Source organism: Rhizobium leucaenae USDA 9039 (assembly GCF_000426285.1).
In the GTDB taxonomy this organism is placed as follows: Bacteria; Pseudomonadota; Alphaproteobacteria; order Rhizobiales; family Rhizobiaceae; genus Rhizobium; species Rhizobium leucaenae.
This window is the reverse complement of sequence record NZ_AUFB01000004.1, coordinates 374,158-395,101: the sequence shown is the minus strand read 5'-3', so window position 1 is coordinate 395,101 and position 20,944 is coordinate 374,158. Positions and strand designations below refer to the sequence as shown.

The window sequence follows — 20,944 nt, the reverse complement described above, 5'->3', positions numbered from 1 at the left end:
GGGGCAATGCTTGACCGATGGCAGAATGGCGGCCTTTCCAAGCTGCACTCTTTCATGCCTGATAGTGATCGAATCACCTGACGATGCCCAATCTTCGGCGCATCTGTCTTGGCTAAAATCCGATTGAGGCAAGGTTTTGCAAAAGAATGGCCATTGCCGGTAACAAAAGCCTGCGACCGCGCGTAGAAGGAGATGCCGAATGAAGTATTCGGCGCGCGAAGAGGAATGGGCAGTCTGGATGCGGGCCGCCGTCGAGGGCGATGCGCAGGCCTATCATCGCTTCCTGTCCACTGTCACTCCCTATCTGCGCGCAATGGCGCGCCGGCGTTGCGATCAGTTCGGCGCGCCGGCAAGCGAGGCCGAGGACGTGGTCCAGGAAGTATTGCTGACGATTCATCTCAAGCGTGGAACGTGGGATATCTCGCGTCCCGTCGGCCCATGGATATCGACCATCGTGCGCAACAAGCTGATCGACAGCCTGAGGCGGCGCGGGCGGCATATCAGCGTGCCGATCGACGATGTCATCGATATTTTGGAAGCGGAAGAGCAGACGGACGCCCTGGATCGACTTGATGTCAATCATATGTTGGAGCAGTTGAAAGATCCGCAGCGCACTATCGTACGCTCGATTTCCGTCGAGGGAGCCAGTGTGCGCGAGACCGCCAACCGGCTGAAGATGACGGAGGGTGCGGTGCGCGTCGCCCTGCATCGCGCATTGAAGGCGCTTGCCGCCTTATATCGGAGCGAAACCAGTGAAAACCGATGATCTCATCAATCTTCTGGCGCAGGATGCGCCGGTCCGCACGCGGATCGGGCAGGCGCTGACGCTGGCCGTCATCGGTGGCATCCTCATCAGCGGCACCATCTTCTTCGCGGCGATCGGTTTTCGCGCCGATATCGGCAGTGCCACGGAAACGGTGCGCTTCCTGTTCAAATTCGTCGTCACGCTCGCCCTCGCCGTTACCGCCGGCGCCGTCGTCTTCCGCATCGGCCGCCCCGGCGTGTCGCTTCGCCCCTGGGGCTGGACGCTTTTTGCTGCGCCGCTATTGCTGGCCGCCGCGGCCACGGCCGAGATGATGGTCATGCCGCCCGATAGCTGGGGCGCACGCATGATCGGGCACAATGCCCGCTTCTGCCTGACATTCATTCCGCTGCTGTCAATCGGGCCGCTTGCCTGTTTCCTCTTTGCGCTGCGCCAAGGAGCGCCGGAAAATCCGGGCGCTGCCGGCGCCGTCGCCGGGCTTGCGGCGAGCGGCATAGCCGCCACCTTCTATGCTTCCAATTGTACCGACGACAGCCCGCTCTTCGTCCTGCTCTGGTACCCGATTGCCATCGCCCTCGTGACGGCGGTCGGATATGTCATTGGCAAACGGGTGCTGCGCTGGTGATGGATTACCGCGCTGCAAGCCATGGATGGCGGCCCGGCAGTCGTAAGCCCAGGCGCTGGATTGATATTGGCTGGAAATGCGGCTGGTCGGAGACTATCTTGTTTGTTGGCGGTGCCTTGCTCAAAAAATCGCATTCGTGGGCGTTAAAGTGTTTGCATCCGCGGCGAATTCCATTATAGAGGCGCTGCTTTCCCCGCGGGGGCGTTTATCGTCCGGCGGCTGTTGGGAAATAGTTCAATGGTAGAACAGCGGACTCTGACTCCGTTAATCTTGGTTCGAATCCAGGTTTCCCAGCCAATCTAAGCTTTCCAATCCACAGACCTTCCTGTCATAGACATATGCTGTCCGCGTTCACACCGGTGTTCGGTAACAGCCGCAAAAGAAGTTTGGGCAAAGTTTCGGTGTATCGTCTCCTTCGGCCGATTCTCGCCGTTGTCGACAGCCCCTTTTCGAGCGCGAAAATTGCAAATGCTGAGACAATTTTTGAGCGAATTTGCGCGTAAGAGCTTTTCAAGGCGTTCGTGGACGTTGTAGAAGTCAAGCATCCATCGGCAATGTTTTTGACGTATAGGTCTGGCGACCGACCCATATTAAAAGTTGTATTAAAAAGTTTAGATGAGACTAAAAGCGAAATGACGATATTGGTTTCTGGTGGCGCCGGGTTCATCGGCGGGAATTTCGTTCTCGATTGGCTCGATCAGTTCGATGAAACGGTGATCAATCTCGACAAGCTGACCTATGCCGGCAATTTGGGCACGCTGAAAGAATTGAGTGGCGATCATCGCCATGTGTTCGTGCACGGCGACATTGGTGACCGCGAATTGGTGACTGACCTGCTCGCCACGTATAGGCCGCGCGCCGTGATCAACTTTGCTGCCGAGAGCCATGTCGACCGCTCCATTCATGGGCCCGGCGAATTCATTCAGACGAATGTCGTCGGCGCGTTCAATTTGCTCGAGGCGGTCCGTGGCTATTGGGTCGGCCTGCCGGGCGACGAGAAGCAGGCGTTTCGCTTTCTGCATGTCTCGACCGATGAGGTCTACGGCACGCTTTCGAAGGATGATGCGCCGTTCACCGAGCTCAATCGCTACGAGCCGAACAGCCCCTATTCCGCGAGCAAGGCTGCGTCTGATCATCTGGTGCGGGCCTGGCATCATACCTATGGCCTGCCGGTACTGACGACGAATTGCAGTAATAATTACGGCCCCTACCATTTTCCGGAGAAGCTGATCCCTCTGGTGATCTTGAACGCCCTGGCGGGCAAGAGCCTTCCCATCTACGGCGATGGTCAACAGGTTCGCGATTGGCTCTATGTCAGGGATCACTGCAGCGCCATTCGCCGCGTGCTTCAATCCGGCAAGGTCGGCGAGACCTACAATGTCGGCGGCTGGAACGAGAAGCCCAATCTCGACGTCGTGCATACGATCTGCAGCATCCTCGACGAGCTGCGGCCTAAGGCTGATGGCAGCCGCTACAAGGAGCAGATCGCCTTCGTGAAGGACAGGCCCGGTCATGATCGCCGCTATGCGATCGACGCCCGCAAGCTCGAACGGGAACTCGGCTGGAAGCCTGAAGAGACGTTCGAGACTGGTATTCGCAAGACGATCGAATGGTATCTCGCCAATCAGGATTGGGTGGGGAACGTCACCAGCGGCGCCTATCGTGAATGGGTCGGCAAGCAGTATGAGGTTCAGGCGTGAGCGCTCTTCTGATCACCGGCGTTAACGGGCAGGTCGGCTTCGAATTGCAGCGTTCTCTGGCGCCCCTCGGCAAAATAGTCGCGATGACGCGCGCGGAGATGGACCTGTCCGATGAGGCGAGCATTCTTTCGGTGCTGAGGGAACATCGACCGGGGATCATCGTCAATCCGGCCGCTTATACGGCCGTCGATCGTGCCGAGAGCGAAAAAGAGCAGGCGATGGCGGTCAATGCCACGGCACCTGGACTGCTGGCGCGCTGGGCCGCCGACAACGGCGCCTTTCTCGTGCACTATTCGACCGATTACGTCTTCGACGGCATGAAAGAGGATCCCTATGTGGAGAGCGATCCGGTCAATCCGCAGTCGGTCTATGGCGAAAGCAAGTGGCTGGGCGAAGAGGCGGTTCGCTCCGCCGGCGCACCTCACGTCATCTTGCGGACGAACTGGGTTTACGGCCATCACGGCAACAACTTCCTCAAGACCATCCTGCGTCTTGCGCAGGAGCGCAGCGCGTTGAACGTCGTTGCCGACCAGATCGGCGCGCCGACTTCGGCGGCGCTGATTGCCGATGTCACGCGCAGGATCGTCGAGGTCGTCGGCGGCCCGAATGCGCCTGACGTGTCGGGCACCTATCACCTGAGCGCTGAGGGCACTACGTCGTGGCATGGCTATGCCGCGCATATCGTGCGCGAAGCATCCGCGAAAAACTTCAATCTTGCTCTGACGCTCGATGCTTTGAAGGCGATTTCGACCGCGGAATATCCGACGCCGGCGAAGCGGCCGCAAAATTCCAGGTTGGACTGCACGAAATTGACGGATTGTTTTGGGTTGCGCCTTCCGGCTTGGCAAGAGGGCGTGACGGAGGTGATCGAAAGGCTTTCGCCTGCCTCACGTTGAAAAGGCACGAAGTTTTGAAACTGGTTGCAGCGTTTCCGATTGGGCTGCAAAGGAATTTGAGTCGAGACGTTTCTACAATGAATAAAGCACGTAAAGGCATCATACTCGCAGGCGGATCCGGAACGCGCCTATACCCAGCGACCCTGGCCCTCAGCAAGCAGCTCCTGCCGATCTACGATAAGCCGATGATCTACTATCCGCTGACGACTTTGATGTTGGCCGGTATTCGCGAAATCCTGATCATTTCGACGCCGCAGGACACGCCCCGCTTCGAGCAGTTGTTGAGAGACGGAAGCCAGTGGGGCATCAAGCTTAACTACGCGGTTCAGCCAAGTCCCGATGGTCTTGCGCAGGCCTTTCTCATCGGCGAGGCGTTTCTCGATGGTGCTCCCTCCGCCCTGGTACTCGGAGACAACATCTTTTACGGGCACGATTTCACCAAGCTTCTTCATCAGGCGAACGACAAACAGGGCGGCGCCACGGTTTTTGCCTACCATGTGCAGGATCCGCACCGTTACGGCGTGGTCGAGTTCGATTCCTTGGGACGCGCGATCAGCCTCGAAGAAAAGCCGAAAAATCCCAAGAGCAACTATGCCGTTACCGGTCTCTATTTCTACGATGCCGATGTCGTCGATGTGGCGAAATCCATACGTCCCTCGCCGCGCGGTGAACTGGAAATAACCGATGTCAACGCGCATTACCTTAAGGCAGGGCAGCTTGATGTCCAGACGATGGGTCGCGGCTATGCCTGGCTCGACACCGGCACGCATGAATCGATGCTGGAGGCGAGCCATTACATCGCCACCATCGAAAGCCGGCAGGGCCTGAAGGTCGCCTGCCCCGAAGAAATCGCCTATCGCAGCCAGTGGATCGACGCCTCCCAGGTCGAGGCCCTGGCTGATCCGTTGAAGAAGAACTCCTATGGGCAGTATCTTCTTGGAATTCTGCGGGAGCGAGTATTTTAGCCGCGCGCCTGGTATGTTGCGCCCCGCTGGCCGCTTTGGCACGGCTTGAGTGAAGCAGGAAAGACAGATGAAAGCCATCGATACCGCCATACCGGACGTCAAGATCATCGAACCCGCGGTGTTTGCCGATGATCGCGGTTTTTTCTTCGAGAGCTTCAGCCAAATCAAATTCGAAGCGGCGACCGGACTAAGTCCGACATTCGTGCAGGACAATCACAGCCGGTCCGGGAAGGGCGTCCTGCGCGGCCTGCATTATCAATTGCCGCCGCGCGCGCAGGCCAAGCTCGTCCGGGTCGTTATCGGAGAGGTCTACGACGTCGCCGTCGACATCAGGCGGTCTTCGCCGACCTTCGGCCAGTGGGTCGGCGTCCTTCTGTCGGAGGCGAACAAGCGCCAGCTTTGGATTCCGGAAGGGTTTGCGCACGGATTCCTGACGCTGAGCGACCGCGTCGAATTTCTTTACAAGACCACCGACTATTATGCGCCGGAAAGCGACCGCGGGATTCGTTGGGACGATCCGACGCTGGCAATCGACTGGAAAACTGCCGGCCCTCTGACGTTTTCCGACAAGGATCAACGGCAACCGCTGCTAGCCGATGCCGAGATATTCGATTGATCCCGCATTTGTCGTGGGATTCACAAGGACGGATCGCCTGCGGCATGAAGGATTGACCTGACATCCGGCTCTTCGAGCGATGCCGGTTATGGACCTGCGCAGCTTCTGTCGCTACAGGAATGACATGCGCGTTCTACATTTTTTCAAAACATATTGGCCGGATACTTTCGGCGGGATCGAGCGGACGATCCATGCCATCGTCAAGGGTGTCGCAGGACACGGCATACAGTCCGACGTCCTCTCGCTGAGTAAAACGCCCGAAAAAGGCGCCGTCGAATTCGACGGCCATATGGCTCACAAGGCAAAGCTCGATTTTGAGTTTGCCTCCACCGGCTTTTCGCGCGAAGCATTCGGACGCTTTCGGGAGCTGAGCCGGAAGGCCGACATCGTCCACTACCATTTTCCGTGGCCGATGATGGATATCGTCCATCTTGCCGCCCCGCCCGGCAAGCCGACGATCGTGACCTACCATTCCGACATCGTGAAGCAGAAATTTCTGCTGAAGCTCTATGGGCCTGTCATGCATCGCTTTCTTGCGGGCGTCGACAGTATCGTTGCGACGTCGCCGAACTACCTGGCGACCAGCGAGGTCTTGCAGCGCTACAAGGACAAGACTGCCGTCGTGCCGCTCGGTTTGGACGAGGCGGATTATCGAAAGGCGAAAGAAGAGGACAGAGCGCGTTGGCGCGCGCGGTTTCCCAAACCGTTTTTCCTCTTCGTCGGCGTGCTGCGCTATTACAAGGGCGTTCACATCCTTCTTGAGGCTGCGCGACAGACGGCCAGCGATATTGTCATCGTCGGCGAAGGTCCGATGGAAGCATCGTTGAAGCAATATGCGCAGCAGCACGGCCTCGGAAACGTCGCCTTTCTCGGCGCACTGCCGGATGCGGATAAGGCTGCCCTTCTTGAACTCTGCACGGGGTTCGTATTCCCTTCCAATCTCCGCTCGGAAGCATTCGGCCTTTCGCTCGTCGAAGCCGCGATGTTCGGCAAACCGATGATTTCCTGCGAAATCGGCACGGGCACCAGTTTCGTGAACCAGAACGGCAAAACAGGCTATGTCGTGCAGCCGAACGACCCAAGAGCGCTTGCGGAAGCAATGGGGCGTCTTGTGGCCGATCGTGAAACGGCAGCGTCCTTGGGCAAAGCGGCGCGCTTGCGATACGAAGAGTGCTTTACCGCAGAGCGGATGGGTAATGCCTATGCGGCGCTCTATAAACGACTGCACAGTCAGATGCCCTCTGGCGCAGGTAAGCGCTAGCGGGGCAGGGGGCTCGGCGACCGTTGCCCGCTCCGCTCGTGATCAGGCGCTGACGGCTTCCGCCTGTGGTTTCGTCCTCGGCATCAACAAGCGTTCCCCTCTCAAGCGCATGCCGCACCAGCAGGCGAAGGCGGAGCTTGTCAGCGCTAGGCTTTCGCCGATCGCGAGGCGGTTGTTGGAGTTGCTGAGCAGCGTCAGCGCAAAGAAGAACAGGCAGACGGCATAGGCATGCCAGGCGGTGCGCGGTATGAGGCCGGCTTTGCGGGCACGCCAGACATTGGCAATGAGCGCGGCGAGAATGAGGGCCATAACGAGGCCGCCGAACAAGCCGTGCCTCACCAGTATTTCGAGATAGCCGTCGTGCAGCAGCGTATATTGGACATCGGCATAGCGCGTATGCTTCCAGCGCTCCACCCATTCGCCGCCCCAGCCGAAAATGGGCGCGGAGGAGAACAGTTCCCAGCCATTCGACCAGAGCTGAAGTCGGGCATCCATGGAAAAAGGTGTTGTATCGGAAGTGATCGTGCTTGAAACGGCATCACTGAGATCGCGGCTTTTGGTGATGTTGTCGATCATCTCGATAGTGGAAGAGACGGTCGGGCCAGCGGTCTTTTCAATATTGTGCCGCACCGCGTAAGCGCCGGCCAGAAGAAGCACCGCGGCACAGGCGACGACGATGAGGCCGGTTTTCAAGCGCAGATAGGTCACGGTCACCAGCCCCAGCACTGGCAGCGTGGCGGCGAGCGCCAGCCAGACGCCTTTCGACTTGGCGCCGTAGATGGCGATCAGACAGAGAATGGCAATCAACGGCGAGACGATGTAGGCGAAGCGGGCGATCAATCGATTGCTGGATTTGTCCGTCAGATAGTGCAGCAGCCAAAAAGCGGTGAGAATCAGGATCAGGCCGCAGGCGACAGCGCCGTGAATCTGATTGTTCATGATCAGCGGCCGCACCGTTTCGCCGGCAAAGACCTCGCGGAAATGCTGCGTGGCGACCAGCATGATAAGCGCGAAAGCAAAAACCGCGGCGACGATTTTTTCCAACACCGGTTCGTAGAGCAAAAAGGCGACGCCGAGGATCGGAAAGAAGAAGGGATAGGCATAGAGCCAGTCGGACGCGCCGATCGAATGCTCCGGCGTCATGAGGAAGATGGCGACGAAACGGACAAGCACATAGGTGCCCCAAGCCATGCACAGCCAGCCGAGCCAGTCGGTACGCGGACGGACCGGCGCCTTCTGGTAGTAATGCAAGGCAATCAGCGCGAGGAAGGGCGCGACATAGCGATAGGCGGCGCTTTCGATGAAGAGCGGCGATATGATCACGAGCCACAGGAGGCTGCCAAGGATGATCAGGCGCTGCGGCAGGACAACAGGCACGAGCTCGCCGGCCTTGTTTCCAGACCCGAGATCGACTTGCGGCTTATTCGTCTGCAACTGAGCCAATATTGCGTCCGCCTTTGTTCATATTTCTGCCAGCCCGTATCCGCTGGCCGGTAAGGTCGCAAGCCGGCATGAATACGGCACTTTGGTGGTTGGCACTTTATGTGGTCCGTTTATGATATCAAAACCTTATGATATTGCCGCCCCGCTAATGCGTCACTCCGTCGCTGCGCACAACTTTCAGCACCGTCAGGACGATGATCTTGAGATCGAAGAGAAACGAGCGCCGGCGCAAATAGTCTTCGTCCAACGCCACTTTCTGCGGGATCGGCAGCTCGTCGCGTCCATTGACCTGCGCCCAGCCGGTCAGGCCTGGCGGCAGCGCGTCGACGCCGCGCTCGGTGCGCAGGGCGATCAGGTCATGCTGGTTGAAGAGGGCCGGGCGAGGGCCGACAATGCTCATCTCGCCCTTCAGGATGCACCAGAGCTGCGGCAGCTCATCCAGGCTGGATTTACGCAGGAAGGAACCGATCGGCGTCAGATAGGCGTTGGCGTCCTTGAGCAGATGGGTCGCGACCGCCGGGGTATCGGTCCGCATGCTACGAAATTTCGGCATGCGGAAAATCCTGTTTCCGCGGCCGACACGGTCCGACCAGTAGAGAACGGGGCCAGGGGAGGTCAACCGGACTGCGATCGCGACAATCAGGATCGGAATGGAAAAGACCACGGTTGCGCCGAAGGCGGCAAGAAAGTCGAAAAGGCGCTTGGCGATCGTATAGGGCATCGTTTCTGATGATTTCTGCCGGTGCTCGTGTCTCGTTGTGCCGAAGACGGCTTGTGCGGAGTGCATCTCATATCGCGGACTTGTTCACAATCGCCCTATCCACGAATTTTGCCGGGCTTGTTCCTGGTGGCGGGATTGTGCAAAGCATGGCGGCAACGAAAACCGGGTAGAACAAGGGTGGCAGACGCATGATCCTGGTCACAGGCGCGACGGGTTTTGTCGGGCAGGCGCTTTGTGCCGAGCTTTCGCGGCGACGGATAGCCTATCGACCGATCAGCCGCGCGCCGAAGCCGGGTTTTCTGGCCATGGGCGGCATCGATGCCGGGACGGATTGGGCCGGCACGCTCGCCGGCGTCGAAACGGTCGTGCATCTTGCGGCGCGCGTCCATGTCATGAACGATACTTCCGCCGATCCGCTTGCGGCCTTTCGTGCCGTCAATGTCGATGCAACGGTCAACCTGGCGCGGCAGGCGGCGAAGGCCGGCGTGAAGCGCTTCATCTTCCTGAGTTCGATCAAGGTCAATGGCGAGGCGACCGCACCCGGCAAGCCGTTTACCGCCTCCGATAGGCCGCATCCGGAGGACCCTTACGGGCAGTCGAAGCGGGAGGCGGAAGAGGCGCTCCTGGCCATCGGCGGGGAAACGAAGATGGATGTCGTCATCATTCGTCCGCCTCTTGTCTATGGCCCTGGGGTGAAGGCGAATTTCGCGAGCTTGATGAAATGGGCCAAGCGGCCGTTTCCTTGGCCTTTCGGCCTCATTGCCAACCGCAGATCGCTGGTGTTCGTCGGCAATCTGGTCGATTTCATCCTGCTCTGCATGCGCCACACCGATGCGGGAAATCGAGTGTTCCTAGTCAGCGACGGCGCGGATCTTTCCATCGGCGAATTGATTGGCAAGCTGTCTTCGGCAATGGGCCGCAGGGCGCTGTTATTCCCCGTGCCGCCGTCTTTGTTGGAAGGCCTCGCGGCGCTGCTTGGACGCCGTGCGGCGGCCCAACGCCTTCTCGGATCGCTGCAGGTCGATATTGGCGAGACGACGGCGATCACCGGCTGGTCGCCGCCTTTTTCGGTCGAGGAGGGGCTAAGGCTGACGATTACGGCATCCAAGCGGGATCGCTGACCGCTGCTTACAGGCTCCAGACGGAGTGCCCCTTGAGTAGCGGATTGGTCTGCTCCAGCGCGGCCTTCACGTCGACCACCACGCCGTTCTCGCCGAGCAGATCAAGAATCTGCGCCGCACCGTCGGCCAAATAGGACTTGTGCGGCACGGCAAGCACGAGGGCGTCAAGCCTGCCGAAGTCTTCGAGCGCCGCCAGTCGCACGCCGTATTCCTCTTCCGCCTCGTGATGGCTGGCCATGGGGTCGTGTATCAACGGTTCAAGGCCGAATTGATGCAGTTCGCGGATGATATCCGGCACGCGGCTATTGCGCAGATCGGGGACGTTTTCCTTGAAGGTCAGGCCGAAGATGCCGATCCGGGCGCCGTTGATTGGCTTTTGCGCTGATACCAACATCTTGATGAGCTTCTGGGCGATGAAGGCGCCCATGCCGTCATTGATGCGGCGGCCGGAAAGGATGACTTCCGGATGATAGCCGAGTTCCTCGGCCTTGGCGGTGAGGTAATAGGGGTCGACGCCGATGCAGTGGCCGCCGACCAGACCGGGCGTGAAGGGCAGGAAATTCCATTTCGTCCTCGCCGCTTTCAGCACGTCGGCGGTGCGGATATCCATTTTCTCGAAGATGATCGAAAGCTCGTTCATCAAGGCGATGTTGAGGTCGCGCTGGGTGTTCTCGATCACCTTGGCGGCTTCCGCCACCTTGATGCTCGGCGCACGGTGAATACCGGCCTCGACCACCGCACCATAGACGGCGGCGATCCTCTCCAGCGTTTCCTCGTTGTCGCCGGCGACGACCTTCACGATGCGTTCGAACGTGTGTTCCTTGTCGCCGGGGTTGATCCTCTCCGGCGAATAGCCGACATGAAAATCCTCGCCCTGGCGCAGGCCCGAGACCTCGGCAAGCACGGGGCCGCAGACCTCTTCCGTCACGCCGGGATAGACCGTCGATTCATAAACGACGATGCCGCCCTTCTTCAAAGCCTGACCGACGGTGCGCGAGGCTGAAATCATCGGCTTCAGATCCGGCTGGCGGTTCCGATCGATCGGCGTCGGAACGGCGACGATGAAGATATCACGGTCTTGCAGGTCGTGAATGTCGCTGCTGATGCGGAGCCCGCTTTCCTTCAGGCGTGCCGATGAAACCTCGCGGGTATCGTCTTCTCCGGCTTTCAGGGCCGCGACGCGGGATGTCTTGATATCGAAGCCGACCACGTCGGAAAACTTCTCGCTGAGGGCGATCGCGACCGGCAATCCAACATAACCCAGGCCAATGACGGCAATTTTTTCGCTCAACACAATCCACCTCGAATAATCGACCTGAATTAGCCAAACCCAAGCCGCGTGTCAGCGCAAATCTTTGTTAGAAGAGGTCAATTCAAGTGCAAGTCAGATCAATGTGACTATCAGGCCGAGGCTTTGCAATAGACGCATTGGCGGGAGCGTCGTCGCACTCCGGCCATCTTTTGAGCGACCGAATAAAACGGAAGCTTCACGTGTTTGCTGCTCGTTCCTCCCAAGGAGATCGTAAATCATGAGTAATTTCAATATGTCCGCCGCGGACAAGCGGGCGGCCCGCTATGACCATTTGACCATCGCATTCCACTGGCTGACGGCATTTCTGGTTCTGACCTTGTTCGTATTGGCCGAGGCTAGAGGCTTCATTGCCCGTGGAACGCCCCTTCGCGGCGATCTGATCTTCGTGCACATCTCGCTCGGCGTTCTGCTGGCGGCTGTCCTCATCCTGCGCATCGTCTGGCGCGTCGCGACCCACCGGCGGACAGTGCCGGCCGTCTCCGGGCTTCAGCATGTGGTGGCAACGCTTACGCACCTTGCTCTCTATGTGTTGATGATTTCGCAGGTGTCCTATGGCTTCCTGATGATCTGGGCCTCGGGTAATGGACCGAGCTTCTTCGGCCTATTCTCGGTGCCGCCCTTGATCGCCGTCGATCAGCCGACACGGCATGTGATCAGCGAACTGCACGACTACACCGCCTGGGCAATCATCACCGTCGCGGGCATTCACGCCGCTGCGGCCCTCATGCATCATTATCTGCTTCGTGACCGCGTCCTTGTCCGGATGATCCCCGTGCGCGGATAGGCGCTGGCAGACTGATCCACCCTCAAATTGCCGCGATAGGCCAAAAGGTCGCGGCGCCACCTATCGAAACCCTCCGCCGCGAACCCATTTAGTATTCAGAGACATATTTCTCGGAATGCGTGGTTCGCAATGCGGAACAAATATCTTGTCCATTTATACGCCAAGCGCGTCGAGCTGGAATCAAAGCTCGAGCTGCATATAGCACGCTATTGTTTTGGCGAGGGAGACGTCGACGACGGCACCGAGGCGGAGCTCCGGCAACGCATTACGGAAATTTCCGACGAGATCGCCGTTCTTGAAAGCGAACATAGCTATTAGAGCGGCTTCAAGGCTCCAGTCTTTTTCTGGTCTTGCAACTAATCTACAGGTCTCTAACTGTACGCGGGGATTCGAGCACGGTGCTGCGTGCTTGAGCAGTCAGCCTTTGAGAAGGGATGGTCATGGCAGGAGAAACGGTTCTGGTGGTCGGGGGAGCCGGTTATATTGGCTCGCACACATGTCTGGATCTGGCGAATAAGGGGTTTCAGCCCGTCGTCTATGACAATTTTTCCAACGGTCATCGCGAATTCGTCAAATGGGGTCCGGCGGAAGAGGGCGATATTCGGGACCGGGCGCGGCTCGATGAGGTCCTGGCGAAATACAAGCCGGCTGCCATCCTGCATTTTGCGGCGCTGATCGAGGTCGGTGAGTCTGTCAAGGATCCCGTCTCCTTCTATGAGAACAATGTCATTGGTACGCTGACGCTGCTGTCGGCGGCGCAGGCAGCCGGCATCGGCGCTTTCGTCTTTTCCTCCACCTGCGCGACCTATGGTCTGCCGCAGAGCGTGCCGCTCGACGAAAGCCACCGGCAGGTGCCGATCAATCCCTATGGCCGCACCAAATATATCGTCGAGCAGGCGCTTGCCGATTATGACCAATACAAGGGTCTGCGCTCCGTGGTGTTGCGCTATTTCAATGCGGCCGGCGCCGATTTCGAAGGGCGCATCGGGGAGTGGCATACGCCGGAAACCCATGCCATCCCGTTGGCGATCGATGCGGCGCTTGGCCGCCGCCAGGGCTTCAAGGTGTTCGGCAGCGACTACGACACGCGCGACGGCACCTGCGTGCGCGACTACATCCACGTCCTCGACCTTGCGGATGCGCATGTCCGGGCGGTGGAATATCTGCTGCGGGGTGGCGAATCGGTCGCGCTCAATCTCGGCACCGGGACGGGCACGACGGTCAAGGAATTGCTGTCGACGATCGAGACGGTGTCGAACCGGCCTTTCCCCGTCGAATATGTCGGCCGCCGCGAAGGCGATTCGACCACGCTGGTTGCCAATAACGATAAGGCCCGCGACGTTCTCGGCTGGTCGCCGAAATACGATCTGTCGCGCATTATCGAATCCGCCTGGAATTGGCATGCCAAATCCAACCAGCATTGAGCGGCGCGCTTCGGGCAGACGCCCGAATGTGCTGCTGATATCCGCCGATCAATGGCGAGGCGATTGTCTCTCCGCCGTCGGTCATCCCTGTGTGAAGACGCCCAATATCGATGCTCTGGCGCGGGACGGCGTGTTGTTCCGCCGGCATTTTGCGGGAGCTGCGCCCTGCTCGCCGGCGCGGGCGACGCTCTACACGGGCCTTTATCAAATGAACCATCGCGTCTGCCGCAATGGTTCGCCGCTGGATGCGCGTTTCGACAATCTGGCGCTAGCGGCCCGCCGGGCCGGCTACGAGCCGACCTTGTTCGGCTATACCGATACGGCGCCGGATCCGCGAAGCATGGACCCGAACGATCCGCATCTGACGACCTATGAGGGCGTGCTTCCCGGCTTCAGCGCGCGCCAGCTTCTGCCCGAGCATGAGAAGCAATGGCTCTCCTGGCTGCGCTCGCGAGGCCATCAGGGTGCGACGAGCCGTGATATCCACATTCCCGTCGGAGCCCGGCCCGGTGAAATCTCCAATGCCGCGCCGGCCTATTCCAAGGATGAGACGCAGACGTCCTTTCTCGCCGGCGAATTTATTCGCTGGCTCGGCGAGCAGGATGAGCCCTGGTTCGCGCATGTCTCGTTCCTCAGGCCACATCCGCCATTTTCCGTGCCGGAACCCTATAATCGCATGTTTGCTGCAAACGATGGACCGGCTTTTGCGTGCGCCGCCGACCGCGGGGTGGAGCAGGCGGCGCATCCCTTTCTCGCCTTCGCCATGCCGCTGATCGGCAAGGGCGGCTTCATCCATGGCGGCGAGGGGCCTGCGAGCGACTGGACGGCTGAGGATCTGTCGGCAATCCGCGCCATCTATTACGGGATGATTGCCGAAGTGGATGCGCAGCTCGGGCGAATCTGGCAGGCCCTCAAGGATGCGAATGCCTGGGACGACACGCTGATCGTGTTCACATCGGACCACGCTGAAATGATGGGCGATCACTGGATGCTCGGCAAGGGCGGCTTTTTCGACGGCAGCTATCACATCCCGCTGGTCATCCGCGATCCGGGGCAGCCTGATAGCGCAGGCCGGCAGGTGGAACGCTTCACCAGCGCAGCCGATATTTTCCCGACTCTTTGCGATCGCCTGGGTCTTACGCCCGACAATCATCTCGACGGCGAGACGCTTATGCCCTTCCTGCAAAGGGCAGAGCCCGAGCGGTGGCGCGGTGCGGCGTTCTGGGAGTTCGATTTCCGCGATATCGCCATGAGCGGGGCGGAACGGCATTTTGGCCTCAGGTCGAATGCCTGCAATCTCGCTGTTATCCGGGACGAGCGTTTTAAATATGTCTACTTTGCCGGGCTGCCGCCCTTGCTGTTCGATCTGGCAAACGATCCGATGGAGCTCACCAATCTCGCGGACGACCCGCGTTATGCGGCAACCCGGCTTGCCTATGCCGAAAAGATGCTGTCGATCAGGGCGCAGCATCTCGATCAGACGCTCGCCTATACCGAACTGACGGAAAAAGGGCCGGTCTCGCGCCGGCCCTGATCAAATTTACATAGCAGGCTATCAGGAAAACGAGCCGAGATAGGTCATTTTGCCGACCGGCAGCCCGCGGCTGCGCAGAATGTCGTGCACCGTGGTAACGTGGAAGAAGAAGTTCGGCAGGGCGAAGCTTGCGAGATAGGCCTCGCCGCTGAACACGATCTTGTTGCCGCCGGGCGCAATCGTCACCTCCCGGTTTTCGCTGCCTTCCATTGTTTCCGGCGTCACCGTCGCCAGGAAATCCTCCGTCTTCTTCAGGCGTTCGCGCAGTTCGGCAACGGTGGTTTCATTGTCCTCGAAGCGTGGCGCGTCGATGCCAGTCAGACGGGCGATCGCCAGTTTGGCGCTGTCGGTGGCGCGCTGAAACTGATCGGAGAGCGGCAGCATGTCGTCAATCAGGCGTGCGCCGATAAGTTCGTTCGGATCGGTACCATTTTCCGCCGCGTAAGCCTCGATCTTGTCGAGATAGATCGAAAGATTTGCGAGGCCGCGTTGAAAGACGGGGACTGAGAAGCGGTACATCGAAGGCATGCTAGTTCTCCATGGTCGGCCGATGAGGTGGTCTCGGCCCGATATCGACGGAATTTACCCCATTCAAATCTCGATGGAATGTCTGTTCCATCGGATTGGGCCGCTCACATGTAGGCTCGATCACCGCCTTTTACAGCCTTTTTCGGCCGAAAATTACCGGCTGCGTTTCGATCGCCAGTTCCGTCATCGCAGGTGTAAAATAGGGTTGACGTTTTTATGGAAAAATGGAATAAATATTCCGCAGATGGAATTTTACGGTTTGTTTGTTCCGTTTTGAGCTGCCGTTATGGGAGATGGCAGCTCGGATTACTGGCCCTTCGGTGGAGACCGGGGGCTCCGGCGTTCAGGAGGGGTGTGGCCGGACACCGTAGTTTTGGGAGGAAAATCATGAAGAAACTCATTCTGGGCTCCGTCATGGCACTTATGCTGTCGACTGCGGCCCATGCCGAAACCATCGGCGTGTCGATGGCGCTGTTCGACGACAACTTTCTGACCGTTCTGCGCAACGGCATGCAGGACTATGCCAAGACCATGAAGGGCGTGACGCTGCAGGTCGAGGACGCCCAGAACGACATCGCCAAGCAGCAGAGCCAGATTCAGAACTTCATCGCCAGCCACGTCGACGCCATCATCGTCAACCCCGTCGATACCGATGCCACGGCCGCCATGTCGAAGCTCGCGGCGGATGCTAAAATTCCGCTGATCTACGTCAATCGCGAACCGGCAAATGTCGACAGCCTGCCGGACAAGCAGGCTTTCGTCGCTTCCAACGAGCAGGAATCCGGCACGCTGGAAGCCAAGGAAGTTTGCCGCCTGCTGAAGGGCAAGGGCAAGGCCGTCGTCATGATGGGCGAACTGTCGAACCAGGCGGCTCGCATGCGCACCAAGGACGTGCATGACGTTCTGGCCACCGACGAATGCAAGGGCATCCAGATCGTTCAGGAGCAGACCGCCAACTGGCAGCGCACCCAGGGCGCCGACCTGATGACCAACTGGCTCTCCAGCGGTTTGGAATTCGATGCCGTCATTTCCAACAACGACGAAATGGCGATCGGCGCCATTCAGGCGCTGAAGGCAGCCGGAAAGTCGATGGATAAGGTCGTCATCGGCGGTGTCGACGCAACGCAGGATGCCTTGGCCGCCATGCAGGCCGGCGACCTCGACGTCACCGTTTTCCAGGATGCAGCCGGTCAGGGCAAGGGTGCGGTCGATGCCGCGCTGAAGCTCGCCAAGGGCGATAAGGTCGAAAAGAAGGTCTACATCCCCTTCCAGCTCGTTACGCCCGCGAACGTCAAGGACTTCGTCAAGAAGAACTAACAGAGCGCTGTTAGCGACGGATGCGGGCGCCGCAGCCCGCATCCCCAAATTCCGACAGCTCCCGGGAGGGAAAAGATGGTTGTGAGCCCATCCACCATGGCTGCGGTGCGCGCCAGCGGCGCGGTCCCCAATGCCGCCTATCTGCTGAGTGCCGAAGGTATCCGCAAGGAATTTCCGGGCGTGCTGGCCCTCGATGATGTCTCCTTCCGCCTGAAGCGCGGCACCGTGCATGCGCTGATGGGCGAAAACGGCGCCGGCAAGTCGACGCTGATGAAAATTCTGGCTGGCATCTATATACCGGATCAGGGCGAAGTCCGCTTGAAAGGCGCCGAGATTCGCCTCAAATCGCCGCTGGATGCGCTGGAAAACGGCATCGCGATGATCCATCAGGAACTCAACCTGATGCCGTTCATGACTGTCGCCGAGAATATCTGGATCCGCCGCGAACCCAAGAACCGCTTGGGCTTCGTCGATCATGGCGAGATGAACAGGAAGACCGAAGAACTCTTTCGCCGGCTGAACATCACCATCGATCCGGAAATTCAGGTGCGCGATCTTTCGGTCGCCAACCGCCAGATGGTCGAAATCGCCAAGGCGGTATCCTACAATTCCGATGTGCTGATCATGGACGAGCCGACCTCGGCCCTGACGGAGCGCGAGGTGGCGCATCTCTTCGAGATTATTCGCGATCTGCGCGAGCAGGGCATCGGCATCGTCTACATCACCCACAAGATGAACGAGCTGTTCGAGATCGCCGACGAATTCTCGGTGTTCCGCGACGGAAAATATATCGGCACGCATTTGTCCACCGATGTCACCCGCGACGACATCATCCGCATGATGGTCGGCCGCGAGATCACGCAGATGTTTCCGAAAGAGGAAGTGCCGATCGGCGATACGGTTCTTTCCGTCAAAGGGCTCACTCTGAACGGCGTCTTCTCCGATGTCTCCTTCGATGTGAAGGCCGGTGAAATCCTGGGAGTTGCAGGTCTCGTCGGTTCCGGCCGCTCGAATGTCGCCGAGACGCTGTTCGGCGTGACGCCGGCCTCGTCCGGCACGATCGAGCTTTTCGGCAAGAAGGTCGATATCTCCTCGCCGGCCACGGCGATCCGGCATGGCATGGCGTTCCTGACGGAGGACCGCAAGGATACCGGCTGTCTGCTGATCCTCAGCGTGCTCGAGAACATGCAGGTCGCCGTGCTGCACGACAAGTTCGTGCGGGCCGGCTTCGTGCAGGAGGGCGCGATCGAGGAGACTTGCGAAGATATGGCGCGTAAGCTGCGCGTGAAGACGCCGAATCTCGATGAGCGTGTCGAAAATCTATCCGGCGGCAATCAGCAGAAGGTGCTGATCGGCCGCTGGCTGCTCACCAACCCGCGTATTCTGATCCTGGACGAACCGACCCGCGGCATCGATGTCGGCGCCAAGGCGGAAATACACCGTCTGGTCACGGAGATGGCGCGCAATGGCGTCGCCATCATCATGATCTCGTCGGAGATGCCAGAAGTGCTCGGCATGAGCGACCGCATCATGGTCATGCATGAGGGACGGGTGACGGGTTTTCTCGATCGTGCGGAAGCAACCCAAGTCAAGGTGATGGAGCTGGCGGCGCAATGATCGCGCCGGCCGTCGCAAAGGAGGATTGAACCATGGTTAGCAAAGTTGCAGAGGCGACCGCACCGTCAGTGACGCGTCCCAGGCGCCGCCGCGTGCCGCCGGAACTCGGCATCTTCCTCGTGCTGATCGGCATTGCGCTCGTCTGCGAAATCCTCGGCTGGATTTTGGTCGGCCAGAGCTTTCTGCTCAACGTGCAGCGCCTGAAGATCATGATCCTGCAGGTTTCGGTCATCGGCATCATCTCGGTCGGGGTGACGCAGGTTATCATCACCGGCGGTATCGATCTTTCATCAGGCTCCGTCGTTGGCTTGACTGCCATGGTGGCGGCGAGCTTCGCGCAGTCCTCGACCTGGGCACGGGCGCTTTATCCGGCGCTGACCGATATGCCGTTTTTCGTTCCGATCGGCATCGGCCTGCTGATCGGCCTCGCCGCCGGTTACGTCAACGGCCAGCTCATCACGAAAACCAAGATCCCGCCATTCATCGCGACGCTCGGCATGATGGTGTCGGCGCGCGGCCTGTCGAAATTGTACACGAAGGGGCAGCCGGTCTCCGGCCTTACCGATCAGTTCAACTTCATCGGTACCGGCATCTGGCCCGTCATCGTCTTCCTGCTCGTCGCGTTGGTGTTCCATATCGTGCTGCGCTGCACCCGCTACGGCAAGTTCACCTATGCGATCGGCGCCAATGTGCAGGCGGCACGCGTCTCCGGCATCAATGTCGAGGCGCATCTGGTCAAGGTCTATGCAATCGCCGGACTTCTGGCCGGTCTTGCCGGCATCATCACCGCCGCCCGCGTCCAGACGGCGCAGGCCGGCATGGGCGTGACGTATGAATTGGATGCGATCGCCGCCGCCGTCATCGGGGGTACCTCGCTCACCGGCGGTGTCGGCCGCATCACCGGCACGATCATCGGTACCGTCATTCTCGGCGTGATGATCTCGGGCTTCACCTTCCTCAACGTCGATGCCTACTACCAGGAGATTGCCAAGGGCGTCATCATCGTCGCCGCGGTCGCGATCGACGTCTACCGCCAGAAGAAGCGGGCCAAACACTGAAACGGCCGAGGTTCCATCTGTCATATCGAGGCGGGGGTTTTGCCCCCGCCTTTTTCGTTTGCTGCGACATTCTATGCTAATGCAGATTTTTTTCATTTAGGGATGGCGAATCCTGCCATCTTTTCTATTCTGGCCGCTTTCCCGTTGCTCATCCGAGCGCACTATCCAGGATAGACAATGCAATCCGTATTCGATGGCCATAACGACGTTCTGCTGAGACTTTGGAATCACGCTCGCGAAGGAACCGATCCGGTCGCTGAATTCAGGGATGGGGTATCGACCGGCCATATCGATGCGCCCCGGGCCAAGACCGGCGGGTTGGCCGGCGGCCTCTGCGCCATCTATATCCCCTCCGGCAATCTCGTTTTCGCCGATCCCGACCGCCACGGCCACTATGCGACGCCGCTCTCAGCGCCTTTGGAGCGGACGCCATCGCTCGATATCGCCCTTGAAATGGCGGCGATCGCGCTTAAGCTCGATCGCGCCGGCGCCTGGAAGCTTTGCCGGTCGACCGCCGAAATCCGCGACTGCATGGAAAAGGGCATTTTCGCTGCGGTAATGCACATGGAAGGCTGCGAGGCGATCGACGCCGATCTCGTCGCGCTTGAAACCTTCTATGCGGCCGGTCTGCGTTCGCTCGGCCCCGTCTGGAGCCGCAACAACGTCTTTGCCCATGGCGTCCCCTTTGCCTATCCGAGCTCGCCGGATACCGGGCCGGGCCTGACGGATGCGGGTTTTGTGCTGGTGCGCGAATGCAACCGCCTCGGCATCGTCATCGACCTCGCCCACATCACCGAAAAGGGTTTTTGGGATGTGGCGAAGACATCGGATCAGCCGCTGGTCGCCAGCCATTCCAATGCGCATGCACTGACCCCAGTCGCCCGCAATCTCACGGACAAGCAACTCGACGCCATCCGGGAGAGCCATGGCATCGTCGGCCTGAACTATGCGACGGCCATGCTGCGCGAGGACGGCCGCTCGGATGCCAATACGCCGATCGAGGCGATGGTCCGCCATGTCGATCACCTGGTCAGCCGCGTCGGCATCGATTGTGTGGGCCTCGGATCGGACTTCGATGGAGCGACGATTCCGCAAGAAATCGGCGATGCTGCAGGCAACCAAAAGCTGATTGCTGCGCTCAGGAACGTTGGCTATGCTGAAGCCGATCTTGCGAAGCTATGCAGGGAGAACTGGCTCCGTATCCTGGCGTCTGCTTGGGGAGAAAGCAGCCGGCCGCGTGTATGATTCACTGTGATAAA

General features: G+C 59.4%; 20 protein-coding genes and 1 tRNA gene. 17 read left to right on the top strand and 4 right to left on the bottom strand.

What is annotated here, in order from left to right; translation table 11 throughout:
• Window positions 1-199 precede the first annotated feature (199 nt).
• The 8 genes from K290_RS0108890 (at window position 200) to K290_RS0108855 (ending at window position 6,826) form a co-directional block, all read left to right on the top strand.
• The gene (locus K290_RS0108890) at window positions 200-766 is read left to right on the top strand and encodes a sigma-70 family RNA polymerase sigma factor (protein WP_028751592.1); all 567 of its coding nucleotides are present in this window, start codon (window positions 200-202) and stop codon (window positions 764-766) included.
• Complete coding sequence (locus K290_RS0108885; protein ID WP_028751591.1) at window positions 753-1,388, top strand: NrsF family protein; 636 nt, start codon at window positions 753-755, stop codon at window positions 1,386-1,388. Before K290_RS0108890 ends, K290_RS0108885 begins: the two co-directional genes overlap by 14 nt.
• A 223-nt stretch (window positions 1,389-1,611) precedes the next feature.
• A tRNA-Gln gene (locus K290_RS0108880) sits at window positions 1,612-1,685 on the top strand.
• A 335-nt stretch (window positions 1,686-2,020) separates the two neighbouring features.
• Complete coding sequence (gene rfbB / locus K290_RS0108875) at window positions 2,021-3,088, top strand: dTDP-glucose 4,6-dehydratase (RefSeq protein WP_028751590.1); 1,068 nt, start codon at window positions 2,021-2,023, stop codon at window positions 3,086-3,088.
• The gene (gene rfbD / locus K290_RS0108870; protein WP_028751589.1) at window positions 3,085-3,984 is read left to right on the top strand and encodes a dTDP-4-dehydrorhamnose reductase; all 900 of its coding nucleotides are present in this window, start codon (window positions 3,085-3,087) and stop codon (window positions 3,982-3,984) included. Before rfbB ends, rfbD begins: the two co-directional genes overlap by 4 nt.
• Window positions 3,985-4,061: 77 nt before the next feature.
• Complete coding sequence (rfbA, locus tag K290_RS0108865) at window positions 4,062-4,949, top strand: glucose-1-phosphate thymidylyltransferase RfbA (protein ID WP_028751588.1); 888 nt, start codon at window positions 4,062-4,064, stop codon at window positions 4,947-4,949.
• 67 nt (window positions 4,950-5,016) lie between these two features.
• Window positions 5,017-5,565, top strand: coding sequence for a dTDP-4-dehydrorhamnose 3,5-epimerase (gene rfbC, locus K290_RS0108860; RefSeq protein WP_028751587.1), 549 nt, complete (start codon window positions 5,017-5,019; stop codon window positions 5,563-5,565).
• A 124-nt stretch (window positions 5,566-5,689) separates the two neighbouring features.
• The gene (locus tag K290_RS0108855; protein ID WP_028751586.1) at window positions 5,690-6,826 is read left to right on the top strand and encodes a glycosyltransferase family 4 protein; all 1,137 of its coding nucleotides are present in this window, start codon (window positions 5,690-5,692) and stop codon (window positions 6,824-6,826) included.
• Window positions 6,827-6,868: 42 nt separating this feature from the next.
• Here K290_RS0108855 and K290_RS0108850 read toward each other — a convergent pair whose 3' ends face one another.
• Window positions 6,869-8,269, bottom strand: a complete 1,401-nt coding sequence (locus tag K290_RS0108850; protein ID WP_037135127.1) for an O-antigen ligase family protein — start codon at window positions 8,267-8,269, stop codon at window positions 6,869-6,871.
• Window positions 8,270-8,414: 145 nt separating this feature from the next.
• Window positions 8,415-8,990, bottom strand: coding sequence for a sugar transferase (locus K290_RS0108845; RefSeq protein ID WP_028751584.1), 576 nt, complete (start codon window positions 8,988-8,990; stop codon window positions 8,415-8,417).
• Window positions 8,991-9,178: 188 nt separating this feature from the next.
• Between K290_RS0108845 and K290_RS0108840 the strand changes: the two genes are divergently transcribed.
• Window positions 9,179-10,111 carry a UDP-glucose 4-epimerase family protein gene (locus tag K290_RS0108840; RefSeq protein ID WP_028751583.1) on the top strand — a complete coding sequence of 311 codons (933 nt, stop codon included), beginning with the start codon at window positions 9,179-9,181 and terminating at the stop codon, window positions 10,109-10,111.
• Window positions 10,112-10,118: 7 nt separating this feature from the next.
• Here K290_RS0108840 and K290_RS0108835 read toward each other — a convergent pair whose 3' ends face one another.
• Window positions 10,119-11,405 carry a nucleotide sugar dehydrogenase gene (locus K290_RS0108835; RefSeq protein ID WP_037135125.1) on the bottom strand — a complete coding sequence of 429 codons (1,287 nt, stop codon included), beginning with the start codon at window positions 11,403-11,405 and terminating at the stop codon, window positions 10,119-10,121.
• A gap of 235 nt (window positions 11,406-11,640) precedes the next feature.
• Between K290_RS0108835 and K290_RS0108830 the strand changes: the two genes are divergently transcribed.
• From K290_RS0108830 to K290_RS0108815, 4 genes are all read left to right on the top strand, one after another.
• On the top strand, window positions 11,641-12,207 hold the full coding sequence (locus K290_RS0108830) for a cytochrome b (protein ID WP_028751581.1): 567 nt from the start codon (window positions 11,641-11,643) through the stop codon (window positions 12,205-12,207).
• A gap of 129 nt (window positions 12,208-12,336) precedes the next feature.
• The gene (locus tag K290_RS0108825) at window positions 12,337-12,525 is read left to right on the top strand and encodes a hypothetical protein (protein ID WP_028751580.1); all 189 of its coding nucleotides are present in this window, start codon (window positions 12,337-12,339) and stop codon (window positions 12,523-12,525) included.
• A gap of 122 nt (window positions 12,526-12,647) precedes the next feature.
• A complete protein-coding gene (gene galE, locus K290_RS0108820; protein WP_028751579.1) occupies window positions 12,648-13,631 on the top strand; it encodes a UDP-glucose 4-epimerase GalE in 984 nt (327 codons plus the stop codon).
• The gene (locus tag K290_RS0108815) at window positions 13,609-15,165 is read left to right on the top strand and encodes an alkaline phosphatase family protein (RefSeq protein ID WP_028751578.1); all 1,557 of its coding nucleotides are present in this window, start codon (window positions 13,609-13,611) and stop codon (window positions 15,163-15,165) included. Before galE ends, K290_RS0108815 begins: the two co-directional genes overlap by 23 nt.
• A 21-nt stretch (window positions 15,166-15,186) precedes the next feature.
• Here K290_RS0108815 and K290_RS0108810 read toward each other — a convergent pair whose 3' ends face one another.
• Window positions 15,187-15,693 (bottom strand): DUF1993 domain-containing protein, encoded by a 507-nt coding sequence (locus K290_RS0108810; protein ID WP_028751577.1) that lies wholly within the window; start codon window positions 15,691-15,693, stop codon window positions 15,187-15,189.
• Between the two features lie 387 nt (window positions 15,694-16,080).
• On the opposite strand from K290_RS0108810, the gene K290_RS0108805 reads away from it, so the two are divergent.
• The 4 genes from K290_RS0108805 (at window position 16,081) to K290_RS0108790 (ending at window position 20,930) form a co-directional block, all read left to right on the top strand.
• Window positions 16,081-17,010 carry a sugar ABC transporter substrate-binding protein gene (locus K290_RS0108805; protein WP_028751576.1) on the top strand — a complete coding sequence of 310 codons (930 nt, stop codon included), beginning with the start codon at window positions 16,081-16,083 and terminating at the stop codon, window positions 17,008-17,010.
• A 75-nt stretch (window positions 17,011-17,085) separates the two neighbouring features.
• Window positions 17,086-18,627 (top strand): sugar ABC transporter ATP-binding protein, encoded by a 1,542-nt coding sequence (locus K290_RS0108800; protein WP_028751575.1) that lies wholly within the window; start codon window positions 17,086-17,088, stop codon window positions 18,625-18,627.
• A 32-nt stretch (window positions 18,628-18,659) separates the two neighbouring features.
• A complete protein-coding gene (locus K290_RS0108795; RefSeq protein ID WP_028751574.1) occupies window positions 18,660-19,685 on the top strand; it encodes an ABC transporter permease in 1,026 nt (341 codons plus the stop codon).
• Window positions 19,686-19,862: 177 nt separating this feature from the next.
• On the top strand, window positions 19,863-20,930 hold the full coding sequence (locus K290_RS0108790) for a dipeptidase (RefSeq protein ID WP_028751573.1): 1,068 nt from the start codon (window positions 19,863-19,865) through the stop codon (window positions 20,928-20,930).
• The last annotated feature ends 14 nt before the right edge of the window (window positions 20,931-20,944 follow it).

Bases quoted from the DNA above. Each gene is read 5' to 3' on its own strand.
- galE (WP_028751579.1), top strand. From the start codon at position 12,648: ATGGCAGGAGAAACGGTTCTGGTGGTCGGGGGAGCCGGTTATATTGGC.
- K290_RS0108890 (WP_028751592.1), top strand. From the start codon at position 200: ATGAAGTATTCGGCGCGCGAAGAGGAATGGGCAGTCTGGATGCGGGCC.
- K290_RS0108810 (WP_028751577.1), bottom strand. From the start codon at position 15,693: ATGCCTTCGATGTACCGCTTCTCAGTCCCCGTCTTTCAACGCGGCCTC.
- K290_RS0108805 (WP_028751576.1), top strand. From the start codon at position 16,081: ATGAAGAAACTCATTCTGGGCTCCGTCATGGCACTTATGCTGTCGACT.
- K290_RS0108795 (WP_028751574.1), top strand. From the start codon at position 18,660: ATGGTTAGCAAAGTTGCAGAGGCGACCGCACCGTCAGTGACGCGTCCC.
- rfbB (WP_028751590.1), top strand. From the start codon at position 2,021: ATGACGATATTGGTTTCTGGTGGCGCCGGGTTCATCGGCGGGAATTTC.
- K290_RS0108815 (WP_028751578.1), top strand. From the start codon at position 13,609: ATGCCAAATCCAACCAGCATTGAGCGGCGCGCTTCGGGCAGACGCCCG.
- rfbA (WP_028751588.1), top strand. From the start codon at position 4,062: ATGAATAAAGCACGTAAAGGCATCATACTCGCAGGCGGATCCGGAACG.
- K290_RS0108830 (WP_028751581.1), top strand. From the start codon at position 11,641: ATGAGTAATTTCAATATGTCCGCCGCGGACAAGCGGGCGGCCCGCTAT.
- K290_RS0108790 (WP_028751573.1), top strand. From the start codon at position 19,863: ATGCAATCCGTATTCGATGGCCATAACGACGTTCTGCTGAGACTTTGG.
- K290_RS0108825 (WP_028751580.1), top strand. From the start codon at position 12,337: ATGCGGAACAAATATCTTGTCCATTTATACGCCAAGCGCGTCGAGCTG.
- K290_RS0108845 (WP_028751584.1), bottom strand. From the start codon at position 8,990: ATGCCCTATACGATCGCCAAGCGCCTTTTCGACTTTCTTGCCGCCTTC.
- rfbC (WP_028751587.1), top strand. From the start codon at position 5,017: ATGAAAGCCATCGATACCGCCATACCGGACGTCAAGATCATCGAACCC.
- K290_RS0108855 (WP_028751586.1), top strand. From the start codon at position 5,690: ATGCGCGTTCTACATTTTTTCAAAACATATTGGCCGGATACTTTCGGC.
- K290_RS0108840 (WP_028751583.1), top strand. From the start codon at position 9,179: ATGATCCTGGTCACAGGCGCGACGGGTTTTGTCGGGCAGGCGCTTTGT.
- K290_RS0108800 (WP_028751575.1), top strand. From the start codon at position 17,086: ATGGTTGTGAGCCCATCCACCATGGCTGCGGTGCGCGCCAGCGGCGCG.